General features: G+C 59.0%; 7 protein-coding genes. 1 reads left to right on the top strand and 6 read right to left on the bottom strand.

The annotated features are described in order from the left end of the window. Window positions 1-3: 3 nt before the first annotated feature. Together J3D60_RS00645 and J3D60_RS00640 are read right to left on the bottom strand one after the other, a co-directional pair. Window positions 4-1689 (bottom strand): cyclic peptide export ABC transporter, encoded by a 1686-nt coding sequence (locus tag J3D60_RS00645; protein WP_253488683.1) that lies wholly within the window; start codon window positions 1687-1689, stop codon window positions 4-6. A 42-nt stretch (window positions 1690-1731) separates the two neighbouring features. Continuing rightward, complete coding sequence (locus tag J3D60_RS00640) at window positions 1732-4146, bottom strand: penicillin acylase family protein (RefSeq protein ID WP_253488681.1); 2415 nt, start codon at window positions 4144-4146, stop codon at window positions 1732-1734. A 171-nt stretch (window positions 4147-4317) separates the two neighbouring features. On the opposite strand from J3D60_RS00640, the gene J3D60_RS00635 reads away from it, so the two are divergent. Beyond that, on the top strand, window positions 4318-5079 hold the full coding sequence (locus J3D60_RS00635; protein WP_253488679.1) for a thioesterase II family protein: 762 nt from the start codon (window positions 4318-4320) through the stop codon (window positions 5077-5079). 32 nt (window positions 5080-5111) lie between these two features. Here the strand turns inward: J3D60_RS00635 and sbnB are convergent, their stop codons facing one another. Genes sbnB through J3D60_RS00615 form a run of 4 tightly spaced genes read right to left on the bottom strand, consistent with a single transcriptional unit; the run spans window position 5112 to window position 22622 of the window. Next, a complete protein-coding gene (gene sbnB / locus J3D60_RS00630; protein ID WP_065939521.1) occupies window positions 5112-6134 on the bottom strand; it encodes a 2,3-diaminopropionate biosynthesis protein SbnB in 1023 nt (340 codons plus the stop codon). A gap of 24 nt (window positions 6135-6158) precedes the next feature. Further along, complete coding sequence (gene sbnA / locus J3D60_RS00625) at window positions 6159-7148, bottom strand: 2,3-diaminopropionate biosynthesis protein SbnA (protein WP_253488677.1); 990 nt, start codon at window positions 7146-7148, stop codon at window positions 6159-6161. 11 nt (window positions 7149-7159) lie between these two features. Further along, window positions 7160-20272 (bottom strand): non-ribosomal peptide synthetase, encoded by a 13113-nt coding sequence (locus J3D60_RS00620; protein WP_253488674.1) that lies wholly within the window; start codon window positions 20270-20272, stop codon window positions 7160-7162. Further along, window positions 20256-22622, bottom strand: a complete 2367-nt coding sequence (locus tag J3D60_RS00615; protein WP_253488673.1) for a condensation domain-containing protein — start codon at window positions 22620-22622, stop codon at window positions 20256-20258. The genes J3D60_RS00620 and J3D60_RS00615 overlap by 17 nt, the downstream gene beginning before the upstream one ends.

Below are 22622 nucleotides of genomic sequence, written 5' to 3'. Positions count from 1 at the left end.
CTGTTACCCTTCGCGATACGGCACTTTTACAGGCGTGCGGCTATCAACCAACTTGCCGGACTCCATCACCAGGATCTGATCAGCGATATCGAAATAACGATCGTCGTGACTGATGATCACGACCGCCTTGTCCCGCGCGCGTAACGACGGAAGAATCTTGCGATAGAAAACCTCCTTGAAGGCAGGATCCTGGTCGGCCGCCCATTCATCGAAGACATACAGCGATCGATCCTCCATCAGCGCAACCATCAAGGCCAGACGTTTGCGTTGACCGTCAGAGAGAGCCAGGGTCGAAAACTGCCCATCCTCGATAGAGACTTTGTCTTCCAGCCCCAGGTCGACAAGGTGCATGCGCGCTTGCGCCAGGACGCGGTCGTCCAACGGACACAGCAGACGCTCGAACAGGTGGTAGTCGGAATAGATAGCCGAGACCTCCTGACGAAAACTCTCTCGAGACCTATCGGTCACGGGGTGCTCGCCAAAATGAATCCTGCCCTTCATGGGTAGATAATGCAGCGAGATCATTTTGCACAACGTGGATTTTCCAGAGCCATTGCCACCCACGATGAAGGTCAATTGCCCGCGCCTGATTTCAAAACCCACCGGGCCGACGCTGAAACCATCCTTGCGCGAGCTGCGAGGATGCTCGTAGACCAAGTCCTCGAATGTAATATGGCGCCAGGGTTGTACCGCCTCAAGGGCATTTTGGGAGGGGTCCTCGGACAGCTCCGCGAACACGCGCTCCATACTGGCGACGGCGCTCTTGGCCATCGCGATCGGTGCGATCACATCCATGATCACCGCCACGGGGCCGGATACATAGAGCAGCGCCATCACGATACCGACCAACTCTGTGGTGCTCACCGCGTGATAGTTGATAAATACGAAGGCGACCACGCCGATCACGAAGAAACTCAGCAGGTCGCCATAGGCATTGGCGGCAACCAGCGTGGTGTAGGTCGCTTTGTCCGACTGCAGCAAATCCCGCTCATGGCCCATGACGACTTCATCCAGATAAGTGCGTCGGCTTGCCGAGTTGAGCTTGAGCTCCTTCGCGCCATACACCAGCCCTGTAATGGACTCCTGGAGTTTGCCGAATATCTGGCGCGATTTGCGAAAACTGCGGGTGCTCAAGAACACCGGCACCTGGTGGGTGACCACGCCGAACAGAATGGCCTGGAGCACAAAAACAAACGCTGGACCATTGAGAAAAGCGAGAAAACCCAATATCCCCAGCAGGGTCACGCAGTTCATCAGCAGGTCAGGCAGCAGTTGCCCGCCGAGGATGATGCGCTTGACGTCTTCGGTCATTGTCGCCATCAACCGTGGCGCGCCCACACGCTCAAGATTGTGCAGGTCTGCCGAGAGGATTCGCGCATACAAACGGCTGCGCAGGCTCACGGTCATTTCCACCGAAATGCGCGTCAACATCACCCGTGAGGCCGTGCGAGCCACTAGAATGAAAAGGCACAAGGCGAGGAACACCGCCGCCAGCCTGTGATCCGCAATTTCGATGGAAAACAGCGTAAAGGGTTGGCTGTCCGCAACAGTCTCCCCTTCGCCTGCGCCGCGCAGGCTGCTCAGCACAATCGGTATGAGAAAGGCATAGCACACGCCTGCCAGGCACCCTAGTACCACGGCGGCAAAGAGTCGGTTGGGCGCCTGGCGCCCGAATTCACTGATCAGCATGTCGATTACCGTTGTTGCAGCATGGGTTTCAAGCCAGATGGCTTATCTGGCAGAGGGCTCGGCATCGTCGAGTTTCACGTAATGACCTTGCTCGAAAGGCACCACCATGTCGGCGTAGTGCGGGCTCAATACGTTTCCAGACTGCCCTGTGGAGTTCATGTAGACGTGCTCGCTGTGCTCAGGGCCCATTTGCATGATCTGGCGGAAGCCGGCACCGGAGTATTTGAGGTAGCCCTCGGAATTCTTGAACACCGAATAGGCGATGTTGATGGTGTCCGTCGAGCCCGGTGTGCCGACCTTGCGTTCGAATAACGCATTGAGCGGTTTAACATTGCTGAAGGGAATATGCTCATAAAACGCACGCTGGATCTCACCCCACTTCCAGTTGCTCATGTCATCGCCCTTCAGCTTACCGAGTTCATCCAGAGCTGCGTCCAGCGAACGTGACAGCGCATCGGCGCACGGTAGCGGCGACTGTGCCTGATCACACCAGGGGCTGGCAGGTTCAGTCAGCGAAGCGTACAAATCATCCGTCGTGGTACGCGCCATCAATGCGTTCAAATAGGTGTTATGACCCTTGGAGTTCCACGGTGCCTTGATTCTTTGGCCGTACAACTGGGTGGCAAGATGGCGCATCCACACATTGAAGATCGACGCCGCCTGGCTGTCCATGGCCATCTGGCCGTCCCACTGTTCAATGTACTTCAGGGCCGACTGCTGACGCGCCGTTCGGCCCTCGACCTTTTTCAGTACGGCCTGCATCTTGACTGCAGGCAAGCTCAGCACATCCAGCTGAATCTTCTGATGGGATTCAATGCCTATCCCTGTCCCGTTTGCTTTGTACAGGTCCAGCAACTGGGTAATGCGTTGCGCGCGCCCCGGCGGCGCCCAGTCGTTGGAAATGAAATACGGGTACTCGGGCCCTACTACCCGGTTATTGGCCGACACCAGGTAGCCGCTGGGCGGGTTGTAGCTGCGGGGCATTTCGCTTGCAGGGATGTATCCCTTCCATGCATAGGCGTCTGTTTCGCCGGCAACGGGCAAGCTTCCCTCGCCTTGCTGGCGAATCGGGATTCGCCCTGCCCCCAGGTAGCCGATATTACCCTTGGTATCTGCATACAGGAAATTCATCGCCGGGGACACGAACAAGGCCAGGGCCGACTGAAACGTCGCCCAATCCTGGGCGTAGTTCAGTTTCAGCAACGCCTCATACGTCGTGTCCCCGGGATCCAGGGCCACCCAACGCAACGATGCGGTTGCGTCCAGCGCCGTTTCGCTGTCAGTAATCACGGGGCCATGGCGGGTGGAGCGCACCCGGATGTCTACCGGCTGGAGCGGCGGGCGCAAACTGGACGGGAAATCCGACCGCACTTGAATACTTTCCGTTCGACTCGCAAAGTTTTCCCAGTGACCGTTACTCAAGTACTGCCCGGGCCTGCGTGTATCGGTGGTTTCGAAATACAGGTCCTGCACATCCGCCGTCATGCTGGTCGCCGCCCAAGCCAGGTCCGCATTACGCCCGAGCACCACGATGGGAAGCCCCACCAGACTCATGCCAGAACTCCTCAAGCGTGAGCCTTTGAGCACGACCGGATACCACCACGATGGCATGCTCAGCCCCAGGTGCGGATCATTGGCGAGAATTGCATGCCCGTCTGTGGACAATCGCCCTGCCACAGCCCAGGCATTGCTACCCAGCCATTTGCCACCCAAATGCAATTCATCCTGAACGCTCTGCGTAAGCCCCATGACCGATGTCAAGGCCTTCGCCCTGGCTTGCGCCTGGGTGTCCACGATAACGGGTTGCCCCTGGCCGCGATCCCGATAGAGGAAGGTCATCTCCTCTTTGGAAAGGTACTGGTTGCTGATGTAGCGCTCGATTTCTTCACTGAAGTTGCCCGACAGGTTCAAGGAGAACACTTTGATCCAGGCCAATGAGTCTGCAGGCGTCCAGGGCTCCGGCTTGATGCCCAGCGCAGTGAACTCCACCGGCAACGTGGGATGGCTGCCAATCCAGGCATTGATGCCCTCGGCATAGGCGTCAAGCGAATCCCGGGCTTCGGCGCTCAGGGCGGGCACGGCCGCCTGAGCGGCCCGGTACAGCCCCAATGTCCGGAACCAGGCGTCCTGCTTGAGCATGCCTTGCCCGAACAGCTCACTCAAGCGTCCCTGGGCAATGCGCCGCTGTCGCTCAAGCTGCCATAAACGGTCTTGAGCGTGGGCATAGCCCAGGGCATAGAAGACCTCTCGATCATTACCAGCTTCGATATGCGGCACTCCCTGTTCGTCACGCAGGATATGCGCCACAGGGTTGCTCGAAACGTCGCCCTGCAACAGCTGCGTGTCCTGCTCGGGAAGCGCCGAGCGCAATTGATGAACGATCAGCCCCAACACGACCAGCAATGGAATGACGATGATCAAGATGACGCGCGTCAACAGTGGAAATTTCTTGCTCAAGAACTGAATCCTTTCATATCAATGCCTATGACCCGGTGGTCTTCAGGACACCATGCAAACCTTGGGAAGCGCTCACCGGTCATGCACAATGCGCCAATGCGTTCCAAACACTGCGCGGGACAGGTCCACCATAGGCTGCACCTCCCACGCTTTTTCATGACACCCTGATGGATGAATCTTGTGACCCCATCGTACAGTTCTTCTCCCTGGCTCATACATCCAGTGCCTGCAGTACGTAGCCGACAGCTGTATTGCTTCCCCTACGCGGGCGGCAGCGCATCGAGCTTCGCCAACTGGCAAAAGCACCTGGGCGCCCTTGCCGATGTTTACGGCGTACAACTGCCAGGCCGAGGAACGCGGTTCTCGGAGCCCCCGCTGGTCAGCATGGATCACGTCGTGACCCCCTTGGCCGAATGCATCGCACAGGACGTCAGAGGCCCGTTCTTTTTCTTTGGCCATAGCCTGGGCGCTCTGGTGGCATTCGAAGTCAGCCGAAAGCTGCAGGCTTGGGGCTTGCCACCAGAGAAACTGTTTGTCTCTGGCTGTAATGCACCACCACTCTTCAATCTGGACCGAGGCACGATGGCTCTGGATGACCACTCGCTGACCATATGGCTGCGAAAAAACAATGGCACCCCCACCGACGTCCTTGAAAATCGCGAGTTCATGGAGTTGCTCATCCCCCTTATCCGCGCCGACCTGCACATGGCTCGCAGCTACACCTACCGCCCAGGCCCTGCGTTGCAGTGCCCGATCATCGTGTTGAACGGAACCGGGGATTTTCAGGTCAGCCCTGATAAAACCAACCGCTGGGCTGAAGAAACAGCGAGCCCGTGCCGCACCCACAGCTTTGAAGGTGACCACTTTTTCATCAACACCCAGCTGGATGCGGTCATCGCCTGCCTGAAACGGGAAATGGCCACAAGCACCTGAGCGCGCACCTGTACTCAGCGCTCCCAGGCGCCTCAGCTTGACCAGGACAGATTGGGAATATGAAAACCCGGGATCTCCATGGCTGTACCGGCCTTGGTCGCCGCTTCGAGCACCAGGCTCGCCACGGCCAGATCCAGTACGCCCAGGCCGAACGGTGAAAACACTCGAGGTCTGGAGAAATCCGGTTGCAGCGTGCCGCTCGCCAGATCGGCAAACGTACCGGCGACAAATGCCCTGGAACCCAATTGTTGCTCGGCCAGGTGCAACGAGGTATTTGCCTTCATACTGTGTTCCACATCATCGGTAATGTTCTGCACAGAGGCGATGACTTCCGGTGCCAGGTCACGCAAGGACAAATGCAGCACTGTCGGCGCCTGTGCAAACACACCGGCATCGTGAACATAGGGCGTGGCAGCAGTGGTGGCAAACACCACCAGATCCGCGTCGCGGCAAGCCTGCTCCAGGTCTACCGCGCGTTGGGCAGATGTGCATTTGCCCTCCAGCCAGCCACAGAATCGGTCGGCGCTATCAGCGTGATGGTCATGCACCACAACCTCCCCCAGTGACCAGTTGCGGCCGATGAGGTACTCGACCACATGCCGTGCAATCAAGCCGGCCCCCACAATCGCCAGACGCTGACTGCTACGGCCACGTCCAGACAACCTCTCGGCCGCCAGCACTGCCGAAGCCGCCGTGCGATGTGCACTGATCTGTGAGGCTTCCAGGCAGGCCCTTGGAAACCCGGTCGTGTAGTCGTTGAGAACCAGCACGGCAGAAGCCCGGGGCAGGTCCAATGCGGCGTTGGTCGGAAAGCTGGAGATCCATTTAAGCCCGGCGCAATCGAACGCACCTCCCAGGTAAGCTGGCAACGCGATAATGCGCGCCGAAGGCTTTTCGGCAAACCGCAGGAAGTAACTGTCCGGGTTCTCGGACTGGCCCTGCGCATGCAACAGATAGGCCTGCTCGACAACCTCGGCGATCGCATCGTGGGCGCGGGCCAGGACGTCGGTCACGGCGACACCCGGAACCAGGGTGAATGAAGGGGTAACGTTCAAAAAACATGCTCCTTGAATAAAAATTCAGTAACCGGTCGGCAACGCGCCGTAATGGTCGATGACCCAGTCATCGTCATAAATGGTATCCAGGTACTTGTCACCGGTATCCGGAGCGATCACAACCACGGTCTGCCCGTCCTGGAACTGCGACTCAAGTGCACGCACCGCAGCCAACACCGTGCCTGAAGAACCACCCAGCAGCAGACTGTAATTGCGGGCAATGTGCCGACAGGCCCGTATGGTCTCCCGTTCCTCAACCTGTATGACCTGATCTGGCAAAGTGGTATCCAACAACTCAGGCACTCGGCCGCCTCCCAGCCCGGGGATCCTGCGAACTCCCGCCGGCCCGCCGAAAATCACGGAACCAACGGGATCGACGGCAACCAGGCGGGTAGAGGGCGACTCGCGGCGAAATACCTCGGCGCACCCCATGAACGTGCCAGAGGTGCCGACCCCCAACACCAGCCAGTCGGGACGTGGGATGTGCGCCAGGATTTCACGCGCCGTTTCCCGGGCATGCACCCCTTTGTTTGCCGGGTTTGCATACTGGTTTAACCACAGGCAATCGGGCTCTTCGAGCACTATCTGCCGTACCCTGGCAATTCGGGCACCCACAAAACCTTCAACCGGGTGAGGTTCAGACACCGAGACTATCTGCGCGCCATAGGCACGCATTGCCAACAGGTTGCTGCGCGACATGGATGGATCGGTGGCACAAATGAAACGGTAACCGCGCTGCTGACATGCGCAACTGAGGGCCACGCCTAGGTTGCCGGAGGACGACTCCACAATAGTGGTTTTGCCCGGCACTGCCCCTCCCAGCCTTTCGGCGTCATCGAGCAACGCGAGCGCGGTCTTGATCTTGATGGACCCGGTGATGTTGAAGCCCTCGAGCTTGGCAATCACTCGTGCACGCTCGCTGAACCCCTCAAGCTCATAAAACAGATCGCGAAAGATCAGGTCTTGGGGCTGCCTTGCCAACTTCCGGGGAGCGGCTGCCGATAGTCTGCTCATAGCAACATTCATTATTGACTGATCTCTGAAATTGCAGCGCCAAGATCTTCAATGGCGACTGAGTCGAAGCGGTCGGATACCCGCTCCTGAGTGGTGTCGTCACGGCCTTCAAGGATATCCAGCGCCTTGGTCAATTGAGACTCGAACGCCCGGGCGACTTCAAGCACCCGCTCTCGTGAGATCCGTGCCAGGTCAAGTGTCCAGTGCAGCTCTACCGCCTGCTCACGCACCAGGACATCCAGTTGTACCGCGCAAGGGTTGACACTCATACTGTCGCGAACCGTTCCGCCGCCCGCCTCGATGAAGCTGAGTGGGCCTGGAACACCACCGGCCCGGGAAACGCGGCCGAAATAGTTGAACGCGATTTCCGCAGGTGGCAACTCTGACAAAGCCTGACGCATCGAAGCGTCAGGGCTGAAATGCTTGAGCACGCCGAAACCGACCTGATGCCTTTTGGCGAACCGTATCTGCTCCAGCAGCCCCTCAATTTGCCGATCCACATTCGCATGCTCGTTGACGCGCAGGCGCATGGGGTACTCCGTCGCAAACCAGCCAACGGTCTGGCTCAGGTCCAGCTCATCAAACAGATCCCGGCCATGCCCCTCCATGAGGACGATCACATCGTTGTTGCCAAACCGCTGTTTCAATCCAAGGATCAAGGCGGTCAATAACACCTCTTCGACGCTGGCACCTGCCAGGCGCGGCGCTGGCTGGGTCAAACGGTGAGCGCTGTGCGAGTCGATCATCGTGGTGATGATCGCGGTACCCGCCGGTTCGCCTCCTGGCGATCCGGCAATCGGATGAGCCTGGCCCACACGCGCCTGCTCCACCCAAAATGGCCATTGGTCACGCAGTACTTGGGACTCCGCCAGGGCGATATGACGCTCTACCCACTCCCTGTAGCTCGCGCCTTTGCTCGGTAACATCGGTGAACGCTGCGCCGCCAGAGCCTGGAGCAAGTGCGACAGTTGATCCACGATAATCCGCCACGACACCGCATCAATCACCAAATGGTGTGCCACCAGCAATATCTTGCAGGTGCCGCCATCGCCAGCCGGTTGTACGGCCACTCGCATAATCGGTCCGTGCTCGAGCGAAAGGCCCGCGTTGAGTTGGGCTTCAGCAGCCTGGAAGGCTTCAGTGTTGTCATGAGCGATAAGCGTCAACGGAATATCCGGACACTCTGCCACCGGCGAATACACCTGATGCCAGCGCCCGTGCTCATTGACGAAACGCATGCGCAGCGCGTCGTTGCGATGCAGCAGATGCCGCAAGGCGTCGCGCAAGAGCGGCTCGTTGAGCGCTTCGCTACAGTGCAGCACGACGGCCTGGTTCCAATGGTTGATGTTCGCGTGCCCCGCGACAAAAAAATCCATTTGGTTGGGCGCCAGCGCAAAGTCACCGTGAAGCGGCTCGTCTCGATTGTCCTCACTGAACTGCCCGATAGTGGCAGCGGCCAGGTCGCCAATGGTCTGATGACGAAACACTTGCCGAGTCTTAAGTTTCAGGCCCTGCTTGGCCGCCATCGAAACCATTTGGATTGCCAGAATCGAATCGCCGCCCAACGCAAAGAAGTTGGCTCGAATGCCTACCCGTTTGACGCCGAGCAACTCCCCCCAGATCTGGCACAGAATGCGCTCGGCTTGGGTACGAGGCTCATCAAGCGGGGTTTCTTCTTGTACCAACTGCACTTTCGGCAACGCTCGCCGGTTGACTTTGCCGTTGCGCAGCAGTGGAAAGTCGTCCAATACAACCAGGGTTCCAGGCACCATATAGCTAGGTAGGCGCTCAGCCAGTTTTTCCCGCAGCCGTTGCAATAGGACCTGTTGGGCACGGTTACGCAGGGGATTGCTCGACAACGCGATGGCATCGGTATCAATGTCTTCCACGACCGGCCAGGAGATTTCCTGGCGACTGACCAGCAGATCGAACCCGAAGGCTGCTTGGCTGACGGAACTGAACCCCGTCTGCACCACATAGCCTTGCACAGCGAGCTCGTGAATCAGCTCATCGGGGCAGACCCTCGTCGGCATCGCCAACAGACGCATCTGCTCACGCAGTTCACCGACAGTCCTGAGCGATTCATTGGCGGCCAGGCAACTGGCCGCTCGGCACTCAGCCTCCAGCCGCAGATTCGGAACGCCCGTGATCAGCAGAGTCTCGACGCGACTGTCACGCAGTCGCTGCACAATCCCCGATCCCGCCACGTCCTGCCAAGTGACGCTGTCGATCACGTTGCTGGCGCGCGTATCCAGCATCAGCACGATATCCAGTCTGTAACGCACCAACTCGTTGTCAAACGGCCCGCGCTTGAGCCACTTGCGCACCCCGACAGGTCGACCGTCGAGGCCACTTTCGGCCAGCAGCCCGTTGAAGAAACGATTGGACAGCAATAGCTCCTTGTCGCGGGTGATCGCTACACGCGTGCGCTCCGCCAACTCGGCCAACGACAACTCATCCTCACTGCCGGTCAACTGCACTGCTTGGTGGAACGGTTCGAGCATTTCCAGTGCACGGATGTCACCCAGGAATATATGACCGCCCTTCACCAACTTGCGGCTGGCCGCCTCCAATACATTGCGCAGGTACGACTCACCTGGGAAGTACTGGACCACCGAGTTGAGGATGATGCAGTCAAACCCTGTCTCGTCGATAAGCTCGAGTTCATGGGCCGCGCATTGGCTGACCTCCACGTGGTCCCAATCCGGATGTCGCTCGGCCAGCGACACTTGCAATTGGGAAATGACCACTGCAGACAAGTCGATCCCGCGATAACGCTCGCAGCCCTCAGCGAGCCGGAACAGCAGCATGCCGGTACCGCAGCCGATCTCCAGAATTCTGCGCGGCTTCAATGACTGGATCCGCTCGACGGTCTGGTCCAGCCAGGAACGCATCTGCTGCGCGGGGATAGCGTCGGAGGTGAAACTATCTACCCAGCCTCGGGTATCGAAAGTCGGGTCAATCGGCGCTTGTGGGTGTGCCGGCTCAACCGCACGCTCATCACCGTCCTGATAGTAAAATTCGTAGATCGACTGCCATTCCGCAGTGCGATCATGGTTGGCATGATCGGCGATGAAGGCCTCCACTTGCGGCCAGTCTGCGGCCACGTAACCGACCAATCGCGTGTGCGTTTCCCCCGCCGCAATCACGACACTCTGGCGTACCAGGGCATCTTCATTGAGCACCGCTTCGACCTCACCCAACTCGATACGGCATCCACGGATCTTGACCTGATTGTCGACGCGTCCGAGAAACTCGAGCACGCCATCGGGGCGCCAGCGTGCCAGATCACCGGTCCGGTACAGCCCATACGGGCTGCCCGCATTGAAAGGGTCTTCGAGGAACTGCCGCTGGGTCGCTTGCGGGTTGTTCAGATACCCCGCGCCCACGGCGATGCCAGTGACACATAACTCGCCGGCAGCCCCCATTGGCACGATGTTCAGGTGCTCGTCCACCAGGTAGATGCGTACGTTACCGACCGGACGCCCGATAGGAATGGATACGGCATCGACCTCCGGCATGTGCGTGATGACGTGATGGGTCACATCATCCGAACATTCTGCCGGGCCATAGGCGTTCATTAGCGGAATATTCGGGAACACCACAAACCAGCGACGACACAGCGCCACGGTCAACGGCTCGCCAGTGGAGATCAGCCAACGCAGCTTCGCAAACAGCGTCGACGCACCGGCCGCACTGGCGGCGGTGATCGCCAAGTCGAGGAAGCTGGGCACCACCTGCAAGACGGTGACCGCCTCATGGTCGATGGCATCGATGAGCGCACGGGGGTTTTGCGCCATTTCATCATCGTAGATCCGCACACGCCCACCAACGACCAGCGCCGACAACATCTGCCACACGCAGATATCGAAGGTCTGCGGTGCTGTCTGTGCTACGCAGTCCCCGGCCTGCAACGACAGGTCGCTGATCTTGGCCCACAGGTGATTCATCATGCCGCGGTGCTGCACGATAGCCCCTTTGGGCCTGCCGGTGGAGCCAGACGTGAACATCACATACGCTGCAGCGTCAGCAACATCCTCATTAGGTTTGATGTCCTCCCCCCCCGCGAGGGGCACCACCAAGCGAACAGGCAGGTCGATAATCCCGACTTCCTGGCCTGCCTGGCGCGCCACCAAGCAGGCATCACCAACGCTGGGCGTCAGGTCATCGGTACACAGCACATGCCTGACGCTCGACTCCAGCAACAATTCACCAATGCGTCGCGATGGCCAGTTGGGGTCCAGCGGCAGGTAAACCGCCGACACTCGCCATAACGCCAGCATCGACACCAGCAATGGCACATCTCGATGGCAGATAACGGCCACCACGTCACCGGACTGCACACCCTCCGTCCGCAAACGCAGCGCAAGCAAACGGGCCTGCTCGTCCAGTTCGAGGTAGCTCAAGGCGCCCGATTCGCCTACCACGGCTTGGGCATCGGGAGTACGCGTCACCCAATCGGCAAAGATCTCAAGAAACGACCGTTGCTCCCACGCCACCGCTGTCTGGTTAAACTGATTAAGCAGGCGGTCTTTTTCGGCGTCGCCAATGATATCGATCTGGCTGATAGGTCGGCCAGGCTCGAGCAACACGCCCTGCAGCAACCGCAACAAACAATCAAGCAGTCGGTCGACCGTCTCGACTTTGTACAGCTGGTTGTTATAGATGGCCTGCAACGTCAGGCCCTGGCTGGTTCTGTGGGCGTTGAATTCCAGATCCAGGCGCGCAATGCCAATGTCGAACGGCAAGGGCTTGAGTGTCAATTGCGACAGGCTGTCCACCGTGAAATCGAACGTCTCTTGCAGGGTGAAAGCAACCTGGAAAATCGGGTTCCTGAACACCTCCCGTTGTGGGCTGAGATCGTTGACGATCATCTGGAACGGCAGGTCCTGGTGATCGTAGGCATCCAGTGCAGTGCCATGCACACGCGCCAGGAGCTGCGCGAACGACGGGTCTGCCGACAGATCGCAACGGATCGCCAGTTGGTTGACCAGCAACCCGCCCAGCTCCTGGGTGTCAGGCGACAAGCGATTGGCACTGTCCGAACCTACAACGATGTCGGTACGACCCGACATGCGCATCAACACAACAGCCAGTGCTGAAACCAACAGAATATGAGTCGAAGTACCTTGCTGCACTGCCAGTTCGTCGAGCGCCTTCAGCAGCGGCTGTACGATGAACAGGCTGGTAATCGCGCCCTGATTGTCCAGAGCATGGGACCGCGAGTAATCCAGGGGCAGTTCGAACGGAACCGGCAGGTCCGCCAGCTGTTCCCGCCAATATCGCAACTGTTCCGACTTGAGCGCCGGCGCCAAATGGTCCTGCTGGCGACGAACGAACTCAGAGTATGTCAACGCAAGCGGTGGGAGCGCGCGCTCCGGCTCGGCGTACTTGGCCGCTATCTCGCGCATGAACAACGCCAGTGACCAGCCATCGGAAACGATATGGTGCACCACCAGCAGCAACTGGTAGTGCTCCTCCCCCAAACGGGTGACCAGCATACGCAGCAAAGGCCCTTGCTCCAGATCGAAGCCCTTGCGCGCCACCTCACGCGCCAGGGCGATACCCGCGTCGATGCGCTGGGATTGGTCGAGCTCGCGCAGGTCGACCGTTTCGAAATCAAAAGCGCACGACTGCACATACCTGACGCGGCCAACGCCATGCTCTTCGAAGAAGCGGCTGCGCAGGCACTCATGCCGAGCGATAACGCACTCGACCGCTGCGCGTACACGCTCGATCGATAGGGAGCCACAGGCCTCCACCAACATCGCATCGTTATACGCCATCGACTGCGGCGCCAACTGCACCATCGCCCACAAGCTGCTTTGGGAGAAGCTCAGCGGATGAACTGAATGAGGCTGCTCTACAGTGGCCGTGCGAGCCTCCAGCGTCACCGGCGCCTGCTGCGAAATCCAGCGAGTCAACGCTTCGACCGTGGCGTTTTCGAAGACAGTGCGCACCGTGACATCGACGCTCAGTGCTTCGCTCAAATGTTTGGCGAACAACATCGCCTTCAATGAGTTGCCACCGGAACGAAAGAAATGCGCATCCGCACTGGCTGGCGCCGCACCCAATGTTCGCGCCCATAGCTGTGAAATGCGTGTGCTCAGTGCCGTTTCCGGTGCTGGCTCGATAACCGGCACGGTGGAGGCCGACGATGTGCCAACCAGACTGAGAATGCCGGACGCATCCAGCTTGCCATTCGGCGTACGCGGCAGGCGCGGCATCACGAGAAAACGGACGGGCACCATACCCAGCGGCAGGTGATCCAGGGCGAAATGCCGCAGCGCGTCCTCCGACAGCACTTGACCGGTGGCCGGCACGATGGCGGCAACCAACTGATCAGCTTCCAGTACCACGGCACAGTCGGCAACCGCCGGATGGGTCATCAAGACATGCTCAATCTCACCGGGTTCGATACGTTGGCCCATGATCTTGAGCTGCCGGTCCTTGCGGCCGAGAAACTTGATCTTGCCATCGGCCAGTCGCATACCGATGTCACCGGTGCGATACAGCCGCCCCTGGTTCGGCACCAGACCGTCGACGAATGCGGTGGCGGTCAGTGGCGCATTGTTCCAGTAACCATTGGCCAAGCAGGCACCGGCGATGTGAATCTCCCCTGGTTCCTCGTCCCGCACCGGCTGACCCTCGTCATCCAGGACATGCAAGCTGCTGTTGCTCAACGGTTGCCCCAACGTCAGCACTGCATCGCTTAACTCGCTGCCGCTGACCCAGATGGTCGCTTCCGTAGGCCCATACATGTGTAGGACTCTCGACGGCCCTTCCCGGCGCAGGCGTTGAGCCAGGGTTTCAGGCAAGACTTCCCCGCCTACCAGCAGTACGTCGAGACTGCGCAGAGCACGGCCTGTACGCGGGTTGGCCATCAGTTCGCGCAGTAGGGTCGGTGTGCATTGGAAGTGCGTGACACCATGGCGCTCAATCAGCGCGGCGAGGGAATGGTCGTCACTCACTGAGGCGATCTCACCGGCCCTGGCCCGCACTTCGTCGAGACGCTCAAGGTTCTCAAGCACCTGGTTGGCATCGATCCCGAAGTCAATCAGGCACGCCAGCTCATCCACACCGCGTCGATGGAGATCGCGTGCGCGCTCGACGCACTCCTCGACAGAACCGATGAGGCTGGCGCTTTCCAGATAGCGCTGAACCGCCTGCTCCAACAGCGCGTCACGCGCACGGGAGTCACCCTCGCGCCCCGTCGCCGGGCTGGCCAGATTCATCGCCCCATCAAGGTATTGACGCAATGGGCCACCGGCGACATCCAGCGCCTGTTGCGCAGAGGTACCTACATAGCTATGGAGCATCAAGGCCACATGAGTTTTCTCGCGGGAGGCACGACGGTAACTCGCGATGTTCTCCGTGAGCCCTTCGACATCCTGAGCCAACAAGTGCGTCAGTACGCCGAAACCGGAATAACCCGCCAGTTCAAACGTTTCACGACCGCCGGCGGCGGAAAGCCAGATAGGCAGTTGGGCCTGAACCGGTCTAGGCAGGGTACTGACCGATCGCGTCGAACCATCACTGTCACGAACCGAAACAGCCTCACCCCGCCAAAGACGTGTGAGTACATCGATCCCCTCCTCCATGCTCTGGCGTCGTTGCGCATGCGGCTCTCTGGCCAGGACAAAATCGTCAGGATGCCAGCCCGAGCCGATGGACAAACCCACACGACCGGAGGAAAGCTGGTCCACCATCGCCCAATCTTCAGCCACTCGCACGGGATCATGCAAAGGCATTACCAGGCTGCCCGCACGAATCTGCAGACGCTGGGTGACCATGGCCAGCGCTGCACTGGTTATGGATGGGTTGGGGAATGGCCCACCAAAAGCGTTGAAATGCCGCTCGGGAGTCCAGATTGCGTTAAAGCCCATCGCGTCGGCGCGCCGGGCAGACTCAAGCAGAAGCCGATAAGCGTCGTCAGGCGCTTCACTGGCAAAGAAAAACAAACTCATGTCCGGGCCGGACCGCGGGTTCTTCCTGCCAGATGAAACACTTGGCAGCAACGCTTGAGTATCGTCATGAAGGACAACGGTGTGGCCTTCAGTCAACGGAAACAGCAGTTCGAGCAGCGAAATATCAAACCCGACACTGGTCCCCGACAGCCACACTGACGCAGAGTCAGATGACAAGAGATCGCTCATCGCCGCGCAGAAACTCGACAGGCTGGCTTGCGAAACCGCGACGCCCTTGGGTTTACCCGTCGAGCCCGATGTATAGGAAAGATAGGCCAAGCCCTCGGCCTTACTCAGGGACACGTCCAGAGCCGCCAGATCGGCAGAGACCTGTGTCATTTCAATCAGGTCGGCACACGGGGTTGCTTCAGGCAATAGTGTGCGCCCCCGCAGGTCCGTCAGTACCAGGCTGGGTTGTGAGTCCTCCAGGATCAGCCTCAGGCGAGCAGGCGGCTGGTTAGTCGCCAATGGCACATACACCGCCCCGCAACGCATGGTCGCCAGCATGGCGATGACGAACGCCGGTGTCATTGTCGCGCACAGCCCCACCCGGTCCCCCGGCATTACCCCCTGACTGCGCAAGCGTTGGGCACAAGCCTGTACGCGCTGCGCGAGCTCGGCAAACGATACGTGCGTATTGCGATGTATCAGCGCATTAGAGCCGGGGCTGAGCGTCGCGCGCGATACAATCGCGCGTTCTACCGTGAAATCGGCATGCGCTTGTACATCGCTGCTGTCCCGGAGCTTCAGATCACTGTGGTGTGCATAGGGAGTCTCTGCGATGGAAGACAGGGCACGTTCGTAGCACTCACTGAGCTTCATCAACAGCGTCTCATCCACCACACTTCGGTCGACGGCCAGTGATGCCTTGACTTCCTCAGTGAAGGGTTCCACCCAGAAATTCGCCACCAGTTTGAAGCTCGAAGCCTCATGTCCGGACAGCTTGAGCAGCTCCACTCCATGTTCTTGCTTGAGCTTGCGGGCAATGTAGTAGTTGGTGAAATAGAACAGCGTTTCGCTGATCGCATCCCCGCCAGCCAGGGTTTTGATTTCGGCGAACGGCAGGCGTCGATAAACGAGCAAGTCACGCTCGCGGGAAACGACACGGCGGGCCAAGTCTATCCAGCTTTCGTCTTCCAGCTGGATTCGGACCGGAATGCTATTGATGAACAGGCCGACCATACGATCGCCGTCCAGGGTTTCGGGCCGACCGTTGACTACAATCGATGACGCACAGTCGTCCTGCTGGCGAAGAAGGGCCATTACCTTCAAGTGGACGGCAAACAAAAGGCTCTTGAGGGGCAGGTCGTTGTCCTGCGCGATTTGCTTCAGTCGCTCTGCCACCGGGGTAGGCAGCGATATAGGATGTACATGGACACCCTGTTTCACTGCCACGGCACGGGGCAGCGGCACGAACCGATAACCTTCAAGTTCTTTGCGCCAGAACTCGCGGGCGACGGGGTCGGCGATGGTGGCTTGTTCCAGCTTGACGAACTCTGCGTATCGGGCCTTGGGGGCTGGCGTAGGGAGCGTGTCGGCAAGCAGTGCAAAATACAGCTCGAACAGTTCTGTGAGGATGACCACATCGCTCCAGCCATCGATCAGCGCATGATGGAAACTCATGGTCAACTGCACCGTTCCATCACCACGGATGTGCAGCATCAAGCGCATCATCGGCAGGGCTTCGATATCGAAACGACGACTCTTTTCCTCAGCCATGTACCGTTCAACGACGGCCGACTGCTGCTCAAGCGACAGCTGGCTGATATCTTCGACAATCAGCATGTCCGGCCCATGGGGGTGAACCAGTTGCAGCGGCTGGCTGTACGACACCAAGTCGAACGTAGTACGCAGGACTTCGTAGTTTTGCACAAGCTGGCGCGCCGCCAGAGTCAGTAGCGCCACATCCGGCGCAAATCGCAGATGGTAGCTGAATATGTCGTGGTACAGCGCATCGCTGCCGCCGTGTTCGTTGTGGTAGACCATTGCCAGCTGCAATGTGGCCATTGGATAGGCATCTTCAAGCCCCTGGGGCAGCCGGCGCATATCCTGTTCGTCAAGCAGTGCAAAGCGCTCCACGGGTTGTTCAGGGCTTACCTTTTGAGCTTGGCAGGCTTGGGCAAGGGCTTGAATCGTGCGGTTGGCAAACACCTCGGCGACCGTGATTTCCACGCCCTGCAGACGAGCTTCACCGACCAACGCAATACTGCGTATCGAATCGCCCCCCAAACTGAAAAAGTCTTCATCGGTACCGACATCGGTCAGCCCCAGGGTTCGGCACCAGACATCCACCAGAAGGCTCTCCAAGGGCGTGACGGGCCGAGTCTTGCTTTCGACTGCGCCGACCTTGAGCGAGTCGATGTGCGCCATTGCCAGCAATGCCTCGCGATCGAGTTTTCCGTGACGCGTCAGTGGAAAGCCGGCAACCGCTACGATCTGCCCCGGCACCATGGCCGCGGGCAAATGCTCCATGAGACAAGCCTGCATACCGAGCAAATCAGGCAGGTCAGAATTACCCGGGACCACATATGCCTTGAGCGTCTCACTGGCCCCTTCGCTGATTTTCATCACCGCCGCTGCACTGATTCGGCAATGCGCCAACAGCAAGGCTTCAATTTCCCCTGGCTCGATACGCACACCGTTGACCTTCATTTGCGCATCAATCCGGCCAACCAACTCAATTTCGCCACTGGCCCGCACCCGTCCCAGGTCTCCTGTACGGTAGAAGCGCTGTGGCGTGTCAAACCAGGGCAGCGTCACGAACGACCTTTGCGTCAATTCGGGCAGGTTACGATAGCCACGACCGACACCCCTGCCGCCAATACAAATTTCACCGAACACATCGGACGGCACCGGGTTCCCCTGGGAATCCAACACCAGAATATGCGTGTAGTCGACGGGCATACCAATCGGCACATGCCCCATGCGAACATCGTCACGGGTCGCCTCGTGACAAATCGAACCCACCACGGTTTCCGTCGGCCCGTACTCGTTGAAAATTCTTGTGGTGACACCGTCGGCCAGCCAAGGCGCAATGACATCCCAGTGCAACATTTCACCGCCAACTACCAGGCTATGTACTGCACCCTTGAAATGCTTCTCGGGGAGGATTTCATTGATCAATTGCAAGTACGAAGGGGTTGCCTTGAGCAGGGTCAAGTTCCCGGCGATCAACTCATCACGCACAGTTTCAATCTGCGCTCCAGCACCGTTGACCGCATCGTCTTCGATGAGGATCACCGTCTGCCCGACCAGCAAGGGGCCGAGCAAGGCAGTCAGGGTCAGGTCAAAGGTCACTGGCGATTGAACGACAGCCCCACGCCCCTTATCGAGTTCATAAGCATGAGCGGCGTACTGGAGGTAATTGGACAATCCACCGTGAGTCAGTTCGACGCCCTTGGGCTGTCCGGTGGAACCCGAGGTGTAGAGCACATACGCCAAGTCATCCGGCTCGAGCAGCACCGGCTCGTCTTGGGCTGCGGGGTCAACCGGCAAGGCCTCATCCTGTACCAAGACACAGCGGCGGTTCGCCAATGCCGGATGTTCGTGCCTTGTCGGGTCGACCATGACCAACGCCACTTCGGCATTATCAAGCACGTAACCCAAGCGTCGGGCCGGCGCGCTGATATCGAGCGGCAGAAACACGCCGCCCATGCGCATCACCGCCACCATTGCGGCGATCAGCTCCGGCGAGCGTGGCATCATCAACGCGATGACGTCACCTCGTCGGCCACCCGCGGCCTCGAGCTGCACGCGCATGCCACTCGCCACGGCATCAAGGGTTTTGTAACTCCAGGCTTGCCCGCCGCAACGCAAAGCAATCCGCTCGCTGGCCCAGCCCAAGGTGCGTTGCAACAACAGGGGAAATGGCAGGTATTGAGTAGATGCCGGCCCCGACACTTGCATCTGCGCAGCGAGCTGCTTCGGGTCTGCAGTCAGAGGCATCTGCAAAGCGATCGCATCGGGCTGTTGCAGGATGGTCGCCAAAATCGCGGAGTAACCCTGGACTATATGCTCAAGCAATTGCACGTCATACAACGACGGGTCGGCGCTGATATTCACTTGCAGGGATGTGCCTGAATCCACACATGAAAGGACCAATGGCACGCCGGATGCCGAATATTGCAACTCGCCGACTTCAATGCTGACCCGTCCGATCTCGATCCTCTTCTCGATCCGGGTATATAAGAACGAGTAGTTGCACGCCTGTGCCGGGAGCATGAAGGTCGTAACATCCACGGGCTCGCAGATATCCAGGTGCACCTGGCGCACCACGTCCTGGAACGACACCTGCTCTTCGACCGATACACACTGGACCCTCGGCATCGAATACGGCCCGACGCCCGCGCTGTCGCCGACCACTGTTCGAACGTCGGTGCAGACCTCCACCGAGATAGCATGAACGGTGTTCATGCGGGCCACCAATGAAGCCCATGCGGCGAGCAGGACCGCCTCCACGCAAGCGTCCGGAAACAATGAGACCAGGGGTTCCCTCGCGACCTTCAGTTGCATCGAGCAGCGTGCCGGACGCTGCCCAACCCTGGTCGGTACGGAGGTTTCGCCAGAAGGCATCGACGTCAACAACCAGCCCGCGACGTCAGCAAAGGGGATTCTGTGGACTTCGGGCAGAGCGTCGATTCGCCGTGCCACATCCTCAAGAATCATGACGAGGCTGGCGGTATCGACCACCTCGGCGCGGTGGTGCAGTGACACATGAATCAGACCGTCCGGTGCGACCGCAAGCACCGCACCGCCTTGAAGCCAATGCTGATTCGCAGTGTTTCGCTCGGCCTCTCCCACTTGTTCGTGGAAACCACGCAACCACTCTTCACTGTCCACTGCCTCCAGCGACAACGAGACGATGCAGGGTGCCGCCGATTCGTCCACAGCGAGCAGGGGCTCGGAAAACCCTTCCGGCACTTCAAGCCTGGAACGCAACCCCTGGTGCAGATCCCAGACGGTCAGCAGATGCGCATGCAGCTGTTTAAGGTCGCTACTGGCCCCTTGAATGCGAGCATATGCACTTACCGTGGACACTTGATCGTCCCCGGTTTGCTGGTCGACCGCCCAGAAATGCACTTGATGAGGCGCAGGCTCGAAATGTGACGCCATGTATAAATTCCCTTTTATCTGGTCTTGCTCAGTGACGCGAACCACCTGCCATGCTGACGAGTATTCGTCGAGGTGGGGTGTAGGTTTCGCGGCCGTGAGCCATAAGTCGGTTATCCAGCAACAGAATGTCACCCTGCTGCCAGTCGAAATGCACGGCATTGCGCCGGTAGGTATCACGGATTATTTCAATCCACGAGTCGGGTATGGGCTCGCCATCACCGAAGAATGTCGAGGTTGCCATCCCATCGGGATCATGATCCTGGAAGTGTCGGCGCAGCATCTCTGGCAAAGCCGCCCGGTGGAACAGACTGGCATGGTTGAACCAGCTCCTGTCGCCGCTGACGGGATGAGTCACTACGGCGGGAGCCCGAAAGCGCGCGACCAAGGTATGTTCACCCAGCCATTCAAATTGATAACCCTGAGGCCCGAATCGCTCTTGGAGTTCGCTCCGGTTGCGAACACCGAATGTTTGCTCCCAGGCAATCCCCATCCCGGGGCTGAACTGGCGGCGATACAACAGCCCACGTGATTCGAAAGCCTCTTTCACATAGCCAGGTAAGCTTGCGAGGACTTTGCGGCCATCGGCAATCGGTGTCCTGCCACCTGCGGCAGCAGGCTGGTCACACCAAAATGCAATCTGCTCAGGCCAAACGGAGGCGTATGAGTTTTCATTATGGAAAAAAATCTCCTGATCCGCCGGGTACTCGGTGGACGTATAGACCTTATCGAGCACGGCAATGCGAGGAGTCGAGCACTGCACATAGTCCATTACATCGGTGTTAAAGGCGCGCACGATGTCACTGAAATGCTGAGCACTGTCGACATGGAATCCGCGCAATAACACAGCTCCGGTTTCAACCAGCAGGTTGTTGAGTTCAACAGCTGATTGTCGAACCCATGCTCGCGCATCAACCTTGGCATGACTGGCAATGACCGTCGCGGGTAGTGCCCCGGGGACGTCATTGCGTACGATACGGGCCAAGGCTCCAACGGCAACCGGTACCCGCCGAGCGATAAAGGCTGCCGGGGCGACCACGGGTGGAGGCACACCAGCCTCATCGGGGAAAATCGAGGCGCCAGGGTCGGCGACCATCTGTTCAAGCGTGGAGAAAAGACCGCGGTGCAGTGCTCCCAACCAAGCTGAATCGGTGTAATGCGCAGAACCGACCATATCGCCACGCATGCCGGCCTGCGCATCCCAAAGCTCGATGAGCAACGGGAACTTCGCCCGCATGGGCTCGATCTCAACCTGCTCGACGGCCAGACCTGGCATATCCAATGTATGCATCGGCATGCTATGAAGCACAAACTTTACCGCGAACTCAGCGCCCGCTCCCGGCACATCCTTGCACGCACGCGCAATCATCGGGTACGGCAAGTCCTTGTGTGTTAGAGCAGCGATACAAACTCCATGGACATGGGCAAGTAACGCCTGCGTCGTCTTCACATGACCAATGTTCAGGCGCAAGGGCAATTGATTCACCAGCAATCCGATCATTGGCTCCAGCTCGGGCAGGCCCCGATCGCTGAAGTCGGTCGCAATCACCAGGTCCTTCTCTCCAGTCATTTTGGCCAAGGCGACAGCGACCGCTGACAGCATGACCACGAACACGCTCGTTCTCGCCTGCCGAGCCAAGGCTGAAGCGCCGTCGATCAAAGCCTGTGGCGGAGCCAGTCGCTCATGGACGGCGTGATCGGCCATCCCGGCGCGCTGTACCAGCAACGGACGCAGCGGACGATCACGCAGTTGGCTGCACCAGAAACGACCTGCGGCCTCCCCGGCGGCGCTGGCCACAAAAGCCCGCTGCCGTGCCGAATAGGCACTTGGCGTGGTAAGTATTTCAGGTAATTGGACATCCACCTGTCGCACCAAAGCACCGTAAAATGCTGAGAGATCGCGCCTGAATATTCCAAGCGACCACCCATCGACGACGATGTGATGCACAGCAATGACCAATACGTGATGGTCACTTGCTAACGTGCCGAGCTCTGCACGAAACAAAGGCCCTGTTCGCAGATTGAACCCTGGGAGCGTGACACCTTTGATCCAACTGGCCAACGATTGCTCGTCATCCTGCAACGCGGGCGCGACTGACAGCACTACCGACGGTAAGGACGCAACGCATTGCACGAGTCCTCCCCGACTCTCTACAAAACAAGTGCGCAGTGCGGCGTGACGCGCGATCACGTGTGATAACGCACGCTCAAGCACAGCCACATCGAGTGAACCGCGAAGATGCAAGACCACACTCTCGTTATAAGCACCCTGCTGCTGACGCATCGACTCGACAAACCACACCCCTTCCTGCATCAACGATGCAGGCCCGGACGATACGGGAACGGGGATAGCCATCAATTCGATACCCGGCTCGGCTGCATCATTGATGCCAGCCAT

Origin of the sequence: Pseudomonas sp. S3E17, from assembly GCF_024168685.1 — a bacterium.
GTDB lineage: Bacteria > Pseudomonadota > Gammaproteobacteria > Pseudomonadales > Pseudomonadaceae > Aquipseudomonas > Aquipseudomonas marginalis.
This window is presented reverse-complemented; position numbering and strand designations above follow the sequence as displayed.